This is a genomic window from Acidibrevibacterium sp., assembly GCF_049965395.1.
GTDB classification, from domain to species: domain Bacteria; phylum Pseudomonadota; class Alphaproteobacteria; order Acetobacterales; family Acetobacteraceae; genus Acidibrevibacterium; species Acidibrevibacterium fodinaquatile.
The window spans coordinates 1-13,336 of the sequence record NZ_JBMFWJ010000024.1 but is presented as its reverse complement, the minus strand read 5'-3'; the positions used below and the strand labels follow the sequence as shown (position 1 = coordinate 13,336).

Annotated in this window: 11 protein-coding genes; 5 read left to right on the top strand and 6 right to left on the bottom strand. The window is 63.8% G+C overall.

Features of this window, described 5'->3' with window-relative positions; translation table 11 throughout:
* Nucleotides 1-113: 113 nt before the first annotated feature.
* Genes ACP5M5_RS08865 through ACP5M5_RS08850 form a run of 4 tightly spaced genes read left to right on the top strand, consistent with a single transcriptional unit; the run spans nt 114 to nt 5,724 of the window.
* Entirely contained in the window at nt 114-1,985 is a 1,872-nt protein-coding gene (locus ACP5M5_RS08865) for an extracellular solute-binding protein (RefSeq protein ID WP_427936764.1), read from the top strand.
* Between the two features lie 9 nt (nt 1,986-1,994).
* Nucleotides 1,995-3,077, top strand: a complete 1,083-nt coding sequence (locus ACP5M5_RS08860; RefSeq protein ID WP_427936763.1) for a microcin C ABC transporter permease YejB — start codon at nt 1,995-1,997, stop codon at nt 3,075-3,077.
* Nucleotides 3,074-4,102, top strand: coding sequence for an ABC transporter permease (locus ACP5M5_RS08855; RefSeq protein ID WP_427936762.1), 1,029 nt, complete (start codon nt 3,074-3,076; stop codon nt 4,100-4,102). Before ACP5M5_RS08860 ends, ACP5M5_RS08855 begins: the two co-directional genes overlap by 4 nt.
* The gene (locus ACP5M5_RS08850; RefSeq protein ID WP_427936761.1) at nt 4,099-5,724 is read left to right on the top strand and encodes an ABC transporter ATP-binding protein; all 1,626 of its coding nucleotides are present in this window, start codon (nt 4,099-4,101) and stop codon (nt 5,722-5,724) included. The genes ACP5M5_RS08855 and ACP5M5_RS08850 overlap by 4 nt, the downstream gene beginning before the upstream one ends.
* A gap of 28 nt (nt 5,725-5,752) precedes the next feature.
* On the opposite strand, the gene ACP5M5_RS08845 is transcribed toward ACP5M5_RS08850, so the two are convergent.
* A complete protein-coding gene (locus ACP5M5_RS08845) occupies nt 5,753-6,847 on the bottom strand; it encodes an SMP-30/gluconolactonase/LRE family protein (RefSeq protein ID WP_427936760.1) in 1,095 nt (364 codons plus the stop codon).
* A gap of 140 nt (nt 6,848-6,987) precedes the next feature.
* On the opposite strand from ACP5M5_RS08845, the gene ACP5M5_RS08840 reads away from it, so the two are divergent.
* A complete protein-coding gene (locus ACP5M5_RS08840; RefSeq protein WP_427936759.1) occupies nt 6,988-8,667 on the top strand; it encodes a formate--tetrahydrofolate ligase in 1,680 nt (559 codons plus the stop codon).
* Nucleotides 8,668-8,679: 12 nt separating this feature from the next.
* Here ACP5M5_RS08840 and ACP5M5_RS08835 read toward each other — a convergent pair whose 3' ends face one another.
* Genes ACP5M5_RS08835 through ACP5M5_RS08815 form a run of 5 tightly spaced genes read right to left on the bottom strand, consistent with a single transcriptional unit; the run spans nt 8,680 to nt 13,161 of the window.
* On the bottom strand, nt 8,680-9,393 hold the full coding sequence (locus tag ACP5M5_RS08835; RefSeq protein WP_427936758.1) for an ABC transporter ATP-binding protein: 714 nt from the start codon (nt 9,391-9,393) through the stop codon (nt 8,680-8,682).
* Entirely contained in the window at nt 9,383-10,120 is a 738-nt protein-coding gene (locus ACP5M5_RS08830; RefSeq protein ID WP_427936757.1) for an ABC transporter ATP-binding protein, read from the bottom strand. The genes ACP5M5_RS08835 and ACP5M5_RS08830 overlap by 11 nt, the downstream gene beginning before the upstream one ends.
* Nucleotides 10,110-11,018 (bottom strand): branched-chain amino acid ABC transporter permease, encoded by a 909-nt coding sequence (locus ACP5M5_RS08825; protein ID WP_427936756.1) that lies wholly within the window; start codon nt 11,016-11,018, stop codon nt 10,110-10,112. Before ACP5M5_RS08825 ends, ACP5M5_RS08830 begins: the two co-directional genes overlap by 11 nt.
* A gap of 4 nt (nt 11,019-11,022) precedes the next feature.
* Entirely contained in the window at nt 11,023-11,898 is an 876-nt protein-coding gene (locus tag ACP5M5_RS08820) for a branched-chain amino acid ABC transporter permease (RefSeq protein WP_427936755.1), read from the bottom strand.
* 6 nt (nt 11,899-11,904) lie between these two features.
* The gene (locus ACP5M5_RS08815) at nt 11,905-13,161 is read right to left on the bottom strand and encodes an ABC transporter substrate-binding protein (RefSeq protein ID WP_427936754.1); all 1,257 of its coding nucleotides are present in this window, start codon (nt 13,159-13,161) and stop codon (nt 11,905-11,907) included.
* Nucleotides 13,162-13,336: the final 175 nt, after the last annotated feature.

Genomic DNA, 13,336 nt, shown 5'->3' with positions numbered 1-13,336 from the left:
CCGGGTGATCGCGGGCGGCGCGTTCTCGTTCCTCGCGGGCAGCGCGTTCTCGTTCATCGCGCGCAGCGCGTTCTCGTTCTATGATGGCGGGCAGAAAATGGAGGGGTGAGACGGTGCAACGGAGGGATTTTCTAGTTGCGTTGCCGGGGCTGCCGGTGGCGCTGGCGGCTGCTGGCAAGCCGCGTCTTTGGCGCGTCGCCGAGGCCGTACCCGATGCCGGCGGCGAGCCCCCCGATTATGTCGTGACGCTGCTCGAAAAACCCGGCCTGCCGCGCGATTTCAGCCATTTCCCTTATGTCGATCCGGCGGCGCCGAAGGGCGGCGTGGTGGTGCTCTCAGCGATTGGCAGCTTCGATAATTTCAACGGCTTCATCGTCCGTGGCAGCGCGCCTGACGATATCGGGCGCATCTATGACACGCTGCTCCGCGCCAATATCAACGAACCCAGCACCGCTTACGGCCATCTCGCCGAGACCATCGAGCTCGCCCGCGATCATTCGCGCGTCGTTTTCACGTTGCGCGACGGCGCCCATTTCCATGATGGCGCGCCGCTGACGGCAAATGACGTGGTATGGACATTCGACACATTGCGCCGTGATGGGCGGCCATTTTATCGTCTCTATTATGGCGATGTCGAACGCGCCGAGGCGCTCGATGCCCGCCGCGTCGTCTTTCATCTGAAGCCAACGCCGGATCGCGAATTGCCGCTCATTCTCGGCGAGATGCCGGTTCTGCCGCAGCATTTCTGGAAAGGCCGGGATTTTTCGCATCCGCTGACCGACATGCCGCTCGGCTCCGGGCCTTATCGTGTCGAGAAAGCCGAATTTGGCCGCAGCATCACCTACCGACGGGTGCATGATTACTGGGCGCTCGATCTGCCGACGGTGCGCGGACAATTCAATTTCGGCCGCATTCAGGTCGAGTATTTCCGCGACACCACGGTCGCCTTCGAGGCGTTCAAGGCCGGGCAGGTTGAGTTCCGCGAGGAAAATGTCGCCAAACAATGGGCGACGGCGTACGATTTTCCGGCGATTCAGCGCGGGCTGGCAAAGAAAGAAAACTTGCCGCAGCATCTCCCGACCGGCATGCAGGGCTTTGCGATGAACACGCGGCGGCCGCTTTTTCAGGATCGCCGGGTGCGCCAGGCTATGGATCTGGTGTTTGACTTCGAATGGTGCAACGCCAATCTCTTCTATAACGCCTATACCCGCACGCATTCCTATTTTTCCAACAGCGACATGGCATCGTCCGGCATCCCCGAAGGCGCCGAACTCGCCTTGCTCGAACCCTGGCGCGCGCATCTGCCGCCGGCGCTTTTCACCGAGCCCTTCAGCCTTCCCGTCACCGACGGCAGCGGCAATAATCGCGCGAATTTGAAAAAAGCCCTGGGTCTGCTTGAAGAGGCCGGCTGGCGGGTCAAAGACCGGATGCTCGCCAATAGAGAGGGCCAGCCGTTCACGTTCGAGATCCTGCTCGATGAGCCGGCCTTCGAGCGCGTCGCGCTGCCCTATGTCCAGTGGCTTGCGAAACTCGGCATTACCGCGACGGTGCGGACCGTCGATCCGGCGCAATATCAGCAATTGCTCAACACCTTCTCGTTCGACATGACGGTCGCCGTGTTTCCGCAATCGGATTACCCTGGCAACGAGCAGGTGGGCTATTGGAGCAGTGGCGCGGCCAAGCAGGAGGGCTCTGATAATCTGATGGGGGTCGCTGATCCGGTGGTTGATGCCCTGGTGCAGAACGTCGTCACCGCGCCGGATTATGATCATCTCCTGCCGGCGACGCACGCGCTTGATCGTGTCCTGCTGTGGAACTGGTACATGGTGCCGCATTGGTATCTGCAATCGGTGCGGGTTGCCTATTGGCGGCGTTTCGGCCGGCCGGACAGGCCGGTGCGTTCGGGCCTCGCCTTCGATTCCTGGTGGGTTGATGAGAAACTCGCCGAGGAGACCGACAACGCCCGCCGCGCTGGCCTGGAGTGAGGGGCGGCGATGGCCGCCTATCTGCTGCGCCGTTTGTTGCTTTTGGTGCCGACTTTGTTCGGCATCATCGCGATCAATTTCGCGGTCGTGCAATTTGCGCCGGGTGGTCCGGTCGAGCAGATGATCGCGCAACTGAAGGGGCATGGCGGCGAGATGAGCGGCCGCATGACTGGTGCTGGCGGACGCGAGGCGATGCCGGGGCAAAGCGGGCTCTATCGCGGCGCGAGCGGGCTCGATCCGCACATCGTCAGCGACATACGCCGCATGTTCGGCTTCGACAAGCCGCCACTCACGCGGTTCTGGCTGATGGTGAAAGATTATCTGCATTTTGATTTCGGCCGCAGCTTTTTCCGCGACAAAACCGTTCTGCAATTGATCCGCGAGAAACTCCCGGTCAGCGCTTCGCTCGGCGTGTGGTCGACGCTGATCGTCTACCTGGTCTCGATTCCGCTCGGCATCATGAAAGCCGTCCATGACGGCAGCCGTTTTGATGTCGCGAGCAGTGTCGCGGTCTTGATCGGCTATGCCGTGCCGGGATTTCTGTTCGCCATCCTGCTCGTCGTGCTGTTTGCCGGCGGTTCGTTCGTGCAATGGTTTCCGCTGCGTGGCCTCGCGAGCGCCGGGGCGGAAAACTGGTCCTGGCCGGCGCGGGTGCTCGATTACCTCTGGCATATGGTGTTGCCGACGGTTGCGCTCACCGTTGGCGGCTTTGCGAGCCTCACCATGCTGACCAAGAATTGCTTCCTCGAGGAGATCCGCAAACAATACGTGCTGACCGCGCGCGCCAAGGGGGCGAGCGAAAAGCGCGTGCTCTATGGCCATGTCTTCCGCAACGCTATGCTGCTGGTCGTTGCCGGATTTCCGCAGGCTTTCATCAGCATTCTGTTCACCTCGGCACTTCTGGTCGAAATCGTGTTTTCGCTCGATGGCCTCGGCCTGCTCGGCTTCGAGAGCGCCATCGCGCGTGACTATCCGGTGATGTTCGGAACCCTCTACATCTTTACCCTGCTCGGGCTTTTGATGCAGATTCTCGGCGATCTTCTCTATACCGTCGTCGATCCGCGGATCGATTTCGAGGCCAGGCCGCGATGACCCTCTCGCCGCTCGCGCGCCGGCGCCTCGCCGCATTTCGCGCCCATCGTCGCGGCTTTTACTCGTTCTGGATTTTCGCGGCGCTTTTCGTCATCTGCCTGTTCGCCGAAGTCATCGCCAATGACCGGCCGCTGGTGATCCATTTCGAGGGCCATTGGTATTTTCCGATTTTCGTTGACTACAGCGAAGATACCTTCGGCAAGGATTTCATGCCGACCGAGGCCGATTACACCGATCCCGATATCGCCCGCGCGATCAACGCGCATGGCTGGATGCTGTGGCCGCTCATTCCCTATCATTATGACAGCATCGTCAAGGATCTGCCGCAGCCGGCACCGGCGCCGCCGAGTTGGCGCAATCCGCTCGGCACCGACGATCAGGCGCGCGACGTGCTGGCGCGGGTGATCTATGGCTTTCGTCTCTCGGTTCTGTTCGGCTTCACGCTCACCGCGATTTCATCGGCGATCGGCGTCATCGCCGGCGCGCTGCAAGGGTTTTATGGTGGCGCCGTCGATCTTTTGTTCCAGCGTTTTATCGAGATGTGGTCGGGTATGCCGCAACTTTATCTTCTGATCATTCTCGGCAGCATCATCACCCCAGGCTTTTTCGTGCTTTTGTTTTTCCTGCTTTTGTTCAGTTGGATGAATTTGACCGGTGTCGTACGCGCCGAATTCCTGCGCGGGCGCAATCTCGATTACGTGCGCGCCGCACGCGCGCTTGGGCTTTCGGATATCGCCGTGATGTTCCGCCATATTTTGCCCAATGCCTTGGTCGCGACCTTGACCTTTCTCCCGTTCACCCTCTCGGGCTCGGTCACCATTCTCGCCAGCCTCGACTTCCTTGGTTTTGGCCTGCCGCCCGGCTCGCCCTCGCTGGGAGAACTGGTCTCCGAGGGCAAGAACAATCTCCAGGCGCCCTGGCTTGGCATCATTGCTTTCGCCGTCCTTGGCGGCATGCTGACGCTGCTGATTTTCATCGGCGAGGCGGTGCGCGATAGCTTCGATCCGCGTAAGACCGTGACATGACTCTTCTCAACGTCGAAAATCTCTCGGTCTGCTTTGGTAACCGCCATGTCGTCGAAGGCGTTTCCTTCGGGCTTGACCGCGGCGAGACATTGGCCTTGGTCGGCGAGTCGGGTTCGGGCAAGACGCTCACCGCGCTTTCGCTTTTGCAATTGCTGCCGCCAGGCGCCCGCAACGATGCCGGGCGTATCGTGCTTGACGGTCAATCGGTGCTCGATGCCGATCCCGAGACGCTGCGGATGATGCGCGGCGGCGTTGCCGGTATGGTGTTTCAGGAACCGATGACCAGCCTCAACCCGTTGCACCGGATCGGCCGGCAAGTGGGGGAGGCGGTTCGCGTCCATCGCCGGATGCCGCGGGCGGCGTTGCGTGAGCGGGTGATTGCGCTGCTCGAACAGGCCGGCTTCGACGATGCGGCGCGCCGACTCGATGCGTTTCCGCATCAATTGTCGGGCGGCCAGCGTCAGCGCGCGATGATCGCCATGGCGCTTGCCAACGACCCGGCACTGCTCATCGCCGATGAGCCGACAACGGCGCTCGATGTCACCATCCAGGCACAGATTCTCGCCCTGCTCGCGGGCTTCAAAGCGTCGCGCGGCCTCGCCCTTCTCTTGATCACCCATGATCTTGCCATCGTCCGCCGCTATGCGGATCGGGTGTGTGTCATGCGGGAGGGGCGGATCGTCGAAGCCGGCGCGGCGGCGCGGATTTTCGCCGCCCCCGAGCATCCTTACACCCGCATGCTGCTCGCCGCCGAGCCGTCTGGGCCGCCGGTGCCGCTGCCCAACGCCGCCCCGGTGCGGCTCGAAGCCCGCGACGTTTCGGTGCATTTCCCAATCCAACGCGGCATTCTGCGGCGTACCGTCGGCCATGTGCGGGCGGTGGACGGGGTTTCGATCAGCGTCCGGCGCGGCGAGACGGTGGGACTGGTCGGCGAGTCAGGATCGGGCAAGACGACGCTCGGCTTTGCCCTGCTCGGCCTCGCCCGTGCGGAAGGCCAGCTTTTGTTCGAGGGCACCGATCTCCTCGCGCTCGATCGCCGCGCCTGGCGGGCGATGCGCGCGCGCATGCAGATCGTCTTTCAGGATCCCTATGGCTCTCTCTCGCCAAGGATGTCGGTTGGCGAGATCGTCGCGGAGGGCTTACGCGTGCATGCGCGCGGACTTTCGCAAGCCGAGCGCATGGCGCGGGTCGCGGCGGCGCTCGAGGAAGTCGGGCTGCCGGCAGAGGCAATGCGGCGTTATCCGCATGAGTTTTCCGGCGGGCAGCGTCAACGCATCGCGATCGCGCGTGTTTTGGTCCTAAAGCCGCCGCTGGTGGTGCTCGATGAGCCGACCAGCGCGCTCGACCGCTCGGTGCAGGCGCAGATCGTCGATTTGCTGCGCGATCTGCAGCGGCGCTATCCGGTGAGCTTCCTGTTCATCAGCCACGATCTCGCGGTGGTGCGGGCGCTGGCGCATCGGGTCGTCGTGATGCGCCACGGCAAGGTGGTCGAGCAGGGGGACGCGGACAGTATTTTCGATGCGCCGCGCCACCCCTACACGCAAGCCCTGATGCAGGCCGCCTTCGACCTCGAGCCACGCGAGGACGCTGCTTTCGGCGACGCCGGGGAGCGCGTCAGGTGAGGCACGCCCCGGCGCCAGGCGCGATCAATCAGTATTCCACCCCACGTGTGCCGACATCGATCGCGTAGATCGATTTGCTCGCGGCGATGAACAGGCGGTTATGCTGATGGCCGCCGAAGCAAAGATTGCCGCCCACTTCGGGAAGCACGATGGCGCCGAGCGGGGTGCCGTCAGGGGCGAAGACGCGCACGCCATTCATCGTCGCCGGCCCCCAGCCGCCGGCGCACCAGAGATTGCCGTCTTCATCGACACGCATGTCATCGGCGATATAGGTGCCGTCGCCCTTGAAATCATGGAACACGCGGTCATTGGATAATTTCCCGTCTTCGCCGACATCGAAAACGCGGATCAGGGTGTGTTTCGGCTCCGGCCCGCCGAGGATGCCGGTATCCGAGATATAGAGTTTCTTCTCATCGGGCGAGAAGCAGAGCCCGTTCGGCATCGAGAAATCACCGACCACGACGCTGAGCTGATTGCGATGGGGATCGAAGCGATAGACATTGCGTGGCAATTCCGGCTCGGCGCGGTTGCCCTCATGATCGCCGCCGATGCCATAGGTGGGATCGGTGAACCAGATCGTGTCGTCGGATTTGACGATGACGCCGTTGGGCGAATTCAGTCGCTTGCCGTTATAGCTGTCAACGACGGTGATGATGCGGCCGTCATATTCGGTGCGGCTGATGCGCCGCCCGCCTTGTTCGCAAGAGACCAGACGGCCCTGGCGATCGCGGGTGTTGCCGTTCGCATAGCCCGAGGGATGGCGGAAGACCGTCGTCTCCCGCGTCATCGTATTGTAGCAAAGGATGCGGTTATTGGGGATATCGCTGAACAACAGGCTGTGCCAGTCGCCGAACCAAACCGGCCCCTCGGTCCAGATGGCGCCGGTGAAAATGCGTTCGATCGAGGTGGTGCCCGCATTATATTTGGCGAAACGCGGATCGAAAACCTCGAACGCCGGATCGGGATAGATCACCGTCGTTGGATCGTTCCAATCGCGCGGCGGCGGCATGGTGCCGGCGGGATCGCTTTGCGCGCGCGCCGGCCCGCCGACGGCAAGGCCCGCGAGGCCGACCGCGCCCGCGCCAAGGCCACGAAGAAGGCGGCGTCGTTCTACCGATGACATGGATTTTCCTCCTGATTGGTTCTCACGAACAAGCGAATCTTACCCCCGTTCGGTAGCCGTGGATAGAACGACATACCTCCCCCGCTTTTCGCGCATGAAGGGGATGGATTTCGCCGCCGAACCATGCCAAAGCGAGCGCCATGAGCACCGGAAACATCGATCTTGAGATCGCGCGCGCAACGCCGCTCCGCCCGATCGCCGACATCGCCGCGCGCCTCGCGATCCCGGCCGAGGCGCTCGAGCCCTATGGGCGCACCAAGGCGAAAATCGGGTTCGATTTCATCGATGGGCTTGCCTCTCGGCCGAACGGCGCGCTGGTCCTCGTCGTCGGCATCAGCCCGACACCGGCCGGGGAGGGCAAGACCACGACCTCGATTGGGCTCGCCGATGCGCTCAATGCCAGCGGGCGGCGCGCGGTGCTTTGCCTGCGCGAGCCGAGCCTTGGCCCGTGCTTTGGCCAAAAAGGCGGTGCAACTGGCGGCGGGCGCGCGCAGATCGCGCCGATGGCGGACATCAACCTGCATTTCACCGGCGATTTTCACGCGATCACCGCGGCGAATAATCTTCTCGCGGCGATGATCGACAATCATGTCTATTGGGGCAACGAAGCCGGCCTCGATCCGCGCCGCATCACCTGGCGCCGCGCGCTCGACGTCAATGACCGCAGCTTGCGCGCGCTGGTCGCCGGCCTCGGCGGTGTTGCCAACGGCACGCCGCTCGAGACCGGGTTCGACATTACCGTCGCCTCGGAAGTGATGGCGGCGTTTTGTCTTGCCGCCGACCGCACTGATCTGCAGGCGCGGCTCGGGCGGATGATCGTGGGCGCGCGGCGCGATGGCAGTTTCGTCACCGCAGCCGATCTCAAAGCCGCTGGCGCCATGGCGGCGCTGTTGCGCGAGGCCCTGATGCCCAATCTGGTGCAGACGCTGGAGCACTCCCCGGCTCTGGTCCATGGCGGGCCGTTCGCCAATATCGCGCATGGCTGCAACTCGGCGATCGCGACCCGGCTCGGCCTCAAGCTCGCCGATTTCGTCGTCACCGAAGCCGGCTTCGGCGCCGATCTCGGTGGCGAGAAATTCCTCGACATCAAATGCCCGAGCGCCGGGCTCGCGCCCGATTGCGCGGTGATCGTCGCCAGTCTCCGCGCGCTCAAGATGCATGGCGGGCGGGCTCGCGCCGAACTCGGCCGCGAGGATCCCGCCGCCGTCGCGGCGGGTGCGGCCAATCTGATCCGCCATATCGAGAATATGCGCGGCTTCGGGCTGCCGGTGGTGGTCGCGCTCAACCATTTCCCCGGCGATACCGGGGCGGAGTTCGAGGCGCTGCGAGAGGCCTTGGCGCCGCACGCTATCGAACCGGTGCGCTGCACGCATTGGGCGGAGGGCTCGGCGGGGGCGGCGGCGCTCGCGGAAGCGGTCGCGGCCGCTGTTGCCGGCAAAACCGCGCGCTTTCGCCCACTCTATGCGCCGGCGCTGCCGCTTGCCGAGAAGCTCCGCACCATCGCGACCAAAATTTATCGCGCCGCTGACATTCAGCTCGCCGAGCCAGCGCGCAAGCGCTTGGCGGCGTTCGAGGCCGCCGGCTTCGGCCATTTGCCGATCTGTGTTGCGAAAACCCAATATAGTTTCAGTGCCGATCCGACCCTGCTCGGCGCCCCGACAGGCCATATTTTGCCGGTTCGTGACGTCCGGCTCGCCGCCGGCGCCGGCTTCGTCGTCGCGCTCGCCGGCGAGATCATGACCATGCCCGGGCTTCCCCGCCATCCCGCCGCCGAACATATCGGCCTCGACGAAGGGGGCGAGATCGTCGGTCTTTCCTGAAAAGGCCGGCTCTCACAGCCCGAAATACGCGCGGTGCAGCCGGTCGTCGGCCATCAAGGTCGCGACATCGCCGGAAAACCCGGTGCGGCCGCCTTCGAGGGTGATCACGTGCTCGGCGAGATCGAGGAACTTGACGTTCTGCTCGGCGATCAAGAGGGCAAGGCCATCCTGGTGGAACTGCCGCAAAATGCTGATCACCTGACCGACGAAGAGCGGCGAGAGCCCGGCCGAGGGTTCATCCATCACCAAAAGCCGCGGCGAGCCGGCGAGCGCCTTGGCGATGCCGAGCATTTTGCGTTGCCCGCCCGAGAGACTGCCGGCGGCGGCCGAGCGGCGAGCGGCGAGGTCGGGGAAGGCGTCATAGAGGATGTCAAGCCGCCGCCGGAGTGCGGCCGGGTGCGCGAACTGGCCGCCGATCGCAAGGTTTTCGGCGATACTGAGGGCAGTGAAAACGCCGATTTCCGACATATAGGCCATGCCTGCGCGCACCCGCCGGTCGCTTGGCCAGAGAGTGATATCGCTGCCGGCGAAAGAAATCGTGCCACGCCAGGCCGGCATCAGGCCGAGCAGCACTTTCAAGGCGGTGGTCTTGCCGGCGCCGTTCGGCCCGAGCAAGACGACGCTTTCGCGTGCGCCGACGGCGAGTTCCGCGCCCCACAACACCTGGACCTTGCCATAGCCGCTTTCGATGCCGCGCGCGGCGAGGAGGGGGGGATCAGCCGGCATGGTCGCTCCCGAGAAAAACCCGCACGACTTCCGGATTGCGGGTGGCTGCGGCGAGCGATCCCTCAAAAATCTCGCGCCCGGCATTCATCACGATCACCCGATCGGTGAGCCGGTCGAGAAAGCTCAGCAGATGCTCGACGACGAGGAGCGCCATGCCGCCGCGCGCCAGCGCCGCGAGGCGCTCGGCCATGCGGGTCAGCTCCGCCGGGTTGAGCCCGGCGGCGAGTTCATCGACGAGCAAAAGCCGCGGCCCGGTTGCCAGCGCGCGGGCGAGATCGAGCTGTTTTTGCTGGGCGCTGTTGAGATCCTCGGCGCGCCGCTCGGCGAGATGATCGAGTTCGAGCATCGCGAGCAACGCCGCGAGCGAAACGGGCTCGTCCACCCCCCGGCGGCGGCCATAAGCGGCGGCGAGCGCGACGTTCTGGCGCACGGTCAGCGAGGCAAAGGGACGTGGCGATTGGAACGTGCGGTTGATGCCGAGGCGCGCGCGCCGGTGCGGGGCAAGGCCGCCGAGCCGCTCACCCGCAAAACGCACGGCGCCACCATCGGGCGGGTAAAGGCCGGAGATGGTGTTGATGCAGGTGGTCTTGCCCGAGCCGTTGGGGCCGACGAGGCCGAGCACTTCGCCGGCCTTGAGCGAAAAACTGACGCCATCGAGGGCGCGAAACCCGCCGAAGCGCTTGACCAGGCGATCGACGGCAAGGAGCGGCGGCGGCTCAGGGGACATCGATCCCCCTCCGCTGCAACAGCGAGGCGAGGCCACGCGGCAGGAACAGCACCAAGCCGACGATCAGCGCGCCATAGATGAGTTGGAAATATTGCGGCACCGAGATGCCGATCAGGTTATAGAGCCCATAGAGCAAGAGGACACCGGCGATCGGCCCGGTGAGCGTCGCGGCCCCGCCAAACAGCGTGAACACGATGGCAAAAATCGAAAACGACAGATCGAAGGCGGTTTCGGGATAGAATACCGAGATGTGCCAGGCGAATACCCCGCCCGCGAGGCCAGCGATCAGCGCCGAGATCAGCCAGGCGATGATGCGCGCCGATACCACCGGAATGCCGGCCATCGCCGCCGAGACAGGATCGTCGCGCCCAGCCTGAAGGGCGAGGCCGAAACTGCCATGGCGAAGCCAGGCGACGAGCGCGAAAACCCCGGCGAGGATGAGAAGGGCGGCGCCATAGCTCAGGCGCGGCGCGAACACGCTGGCGAGAGAGACGCCATAGGGGCCCTTGGTGATCTCTTGCATCGCCGGATTGGCGATGACCTGATAGACCGCTTGCGCCGCGGCGAGATTGGCGATCGCGAAATAGGCGCCGGAAAGCCGCAAAAGCGGCGTCAGAATCATTGCCAAGACAACGGCGGCGAGCCCGGCGAGGGCGAGGGCGAGCGCCGGCGGTGCCGCGAGATGCATCACCGCCAACGCAAACCCATAGGCGCCAGCGCCGAAAAACCCGACATAGCCGAACGGCAGATAGCCGGTGAAGCCGTAAATGGCATTCAGCCCCTGCGCCAGGATGAGGAACAGGACAAAGTTAAACAGCAGCAATTGATTGGCATAGATCAAGGGCAGCAGCGCGAAGATCACGACCACCGGCAGCCCGACCGCGAGAAAATCGCGCACGGCTCTAGGCAAGCCGCACCCGCCGCCCGAGCAATCCGGTTGGCCGCACGAGCAAAACCCCGATCAGCAGAAGATTGGGCAGAAGATCGGCCCAGGCGCTGGCATAGGTCTGCATTAGCAAAAGCCCGACGCCATAGATCAAGCCGCCGGCGACGGTGCCGAGCGGGTTGCCGAGCGAGCCGACGATGATCACCGCGAACGCCGCGAGATTGACGCTGGTGCCCATCGCCGGGGTGACGCTGCCGAGCATGAACGGCGCGAACACGCCGGCGAGCCCGGCGAGCGCGAGCCCGATCGCGAACGCGCGCGCGGAGATGCGATGCATGTCGATGCCACTCGCCAGCGCCTCCTCGCGGCTCGCCATCACCGCGCGCGTCAAAAGCCCGCTCCGCGTGTGATAGAGATAGAGATAGAGCGCGAGCACGGCCGCCGCGGCGATGGCGCCGCCGATCACCCAGGCGCGCGACAGGGTCTCGCCGAGCAGGTGAAACGGCCCGATGCCGAGCACCCGCCCGGGGATCGAACGCTCGGACGAACCGAACGCGATCGCCGCCAAGGCTTCGATGATCTGCTGGATGCCGAAGAAGAGAATGAGCGAGAGCATCTCGGCATCCTTGGCAAGCGCGAGACGCGGCACGACGAGATAATAGAACGGCAAGCCGAGCAGGAAAAATCCGACGATCACCACCGGCGCCGCGATGAAGGGAGAGAGGCCAAGCAGGTGGAACAGAAAAAACGCGGCATAAGCGCCGAGCATCAAAACGTCGCCATGCGCGAGATTGACGATGCGCATGACGCCGAAAACGAGATTGAGCCCAAGCCCGACCAGGGCGAAATAGCAGCCATAGATCACCCCCCCGAGCAGCGCGTGCGCCAGCATCGCGGCTCAGGGCGTGTTGAGCTGCGGCTTGGCGGTCGCGAGATCGGGCGGATAGACGACGCCGAGCTTGCCTGAGGCATCGAACTGGCCGATCGGCGTCAATTCGCCGATCTGCGCGCCATCGTCACGCAGCTCGAAGGTGCCGACCAGGGTTTTGAGCTTGCCCGACAGCCCGAACACCGCGCGGCGAAGATCGGGCTGGGCAAGGCTGTCGGCATGCGCCAGCGTCTCGCCGACGACGAGACCGGTGACGTGGCCTGCGATCGCGTTCCAGCCGAATTCGACCCCGCCTTCGCCATAGGCTTTCTCGAACGCCGCGCGCAATTCCTCGACCGTCATGCCGACGTCCGGCTTGAGCGTGAGGCCGAGCGCGGTGACATAAGAGAAAATGCCGGCCAAGCCCTGCGCCCCGACATTTTTGAGCAAGACATTGGTCTCGATGCCGGGATAAAGGGTGAAGACGGCTTTGAATTTCTGCCCCGATTCCTGAAGATTGCGCAAAAACGCGATATCGTTGCCGACATAGCCGAGTTCGAGCACGATATCGGGGTTGGTCGCCGCGATATTGTCGAGCAGCACGGCGTAATTAGAGGTGCTGGTCGGCACCCCCTGGTCGAAGACGATCTCGACCGGCGAGCCTGGTTCTTTCAACGCGGCGCGGATCGCATTCGCCTGGGTTCCGGTGAAATCATTGGTGGAATAAAGCAGGGCGACACGCTTGAGGCCAAGCTTGGCGCCGTCGCTCTTCAAAAACTCCCAAAGATAACGCGGCCAGACGGTGGACACCGGATCGGCGAGCAAGGCGATGTAGGGATTGTCTTTGCTGAAGAACGCCGCCCCCGTCCCGGTCGGGTCGAACAGAAACATTTTGTGCTCGCGCGCGATCGGCACCGAAACCGCGGTCAGCACCGAGCCCGAATCACAGATCAGAAGATCGACCTTGTCCTGGGTGATGAGCTGATTGGTGAGCGTCGCGGCGGTGCCGGGATTGCTTTGGTCGTCATAGGAAATCAGCTTGAGCGGGATTTTCTTGCCATAGGCTTTAACGAAAGCGCCGCCATTGGCGTTTTGTTGATCGACCCAGAGTTTGAGGGAGAGATAGACCGGCATCGAAATGCTGGCATAAGGGCCGGAGCCGGCGTGGAGATGGCCGATTTTGATCTCTGCCGGCGCCTCGTCGGCGCGCGCGCCGCCGGCCAGCACCAACGCGACCAAGACAGCGAAAACCGCCAAGCCATACCGCCATTGCCGCAACACTGCCATGCCATCCTCCCCCCGCTATCTTCCTTGGCCCTGGAAACTACGGCGCGGCGCGATAGGGGTCAATGCGAGCCCGGCCACATCGAAAAAGGCGCCGATCAGGCGACAAAATCGCGGCGAGGCGCTAGACTTGTCGCAAGGCCGTGCGAAAGCGCCAAAAAACCAAGGAGGAATGTCC

Excerpts from the sequence above, each read along its gene's own strand:
- ACP5M5_RS08820 (WP_427936755.1), bottom strand. The coding sequence starts at position 11,898 with ATGCTGGCGCACGCGCTGCTCGGGGGGGTGATCTATGGCTGCTATTTC.
- ACP5M5_RS08860 (WP_427936763.1), top strand. The coding sequence starts at position 1,995 with ATGGCCGCCTATCTGCTGCGCCGTTTGTTGCTTTTGGTGCCGACTTTG.
- ACP5M5_RS08835 (WP_427936758.1), bottom strand. The coding sequence starts at position 9,393 with ATGCCGGCTGATCCCCCCCTCCTCGCCGCGCGCGGCATCGAAAGCGGC.
- ACP5M5_RS08830 (WP_427936757.1), bottom strand. The coding sequence starts at position 10,120 with ATGTCCCCTGAGCCGCCGCCGCTCCTTGCCGTCGATCGCCTGGTCAAG.
- ACP5M5_RS08840 (WP_427936759.1), top strand. The coding sequence starts at position 6,988 with ATGAGCACCGGAAACATCGATCTTGAGATCGCGCGCGCAACGCCGCTC.
- ACP5M5_RS08850 (WP_427936761.1), top strand. The coding sequence starts at position 4,099 with ATGACTCTTCTCAACGTCGAAAATCTCTCGGTCTGCTTTGGTAACCGC.
- ACP5M5_RS08855 (WP_427936762.1), top strand. The coding sequence starts at position 3,074 with ATGACCCTCTCGCCGCTCGCGCGCCGGCGCCTCGCCGCATTTCGCGCC.
- ACP5M5_RS08815 (WP_427936754.1), bottom strand. The coding sequence starts at position 13,161 with ATGGCAGTGTTGCGGCAATGGCGGTATGGCTTGGCGGTTTTCGCTGTC.
- ACP5M5_RS08845 (WP_427936760.1), bottom strand. The coding sequence starts at position 6,847 with ATGTCATCGGTAGAACGACGCCGCCTTCTTCGTGGCCTTGGCGCGGGC.